Origin of the sequence: Bacillus sp. Au-Bac7 (genome assembly GCF_021341655.1) — a bacterium.
GTDB lineage: Bacteria > Bacillota > Bacilli > Bacillales > Cytobacillaceae > Niallia.
In genome coordinates, this window is the sequence record NZ_JAJTTG010000074.1 from 1 (window position 1) to 206 (window position 206).

Genomic DNA, 206 nt, shown 5'->3' on the forward strand with positions numbered 1-206 from the left:
GTATCGTTACCACCTTGTACAGCTAGCTCACGCATACGTTGTAGGATTGCATGTGTTTCGTTCAATGCACCTTCAGCTGTTTGGATTAAAGAAATACCATCTTGTGAGTTACGTGATGCTGCATCTAATCCGCGGATTTGTCCACGCATTTTTTCAGAGATTGCTAGACCAGCAGCATCGTCACCAGCACGGTTGATACGTTGACC

General features: G+C 45.6%; 1 protein-coding gene. It reads right to left on the minus strand.

Translation table 11 applies throughout. The features are described 5' to 3' along the window. The coding region (locus LXM54_RS27820; protein ID WP_442780556.1) for a flagellin N-terminal helical domain-containing protein at window positions 1-206 on the minus strand (206 nt) is incomplete at both ends.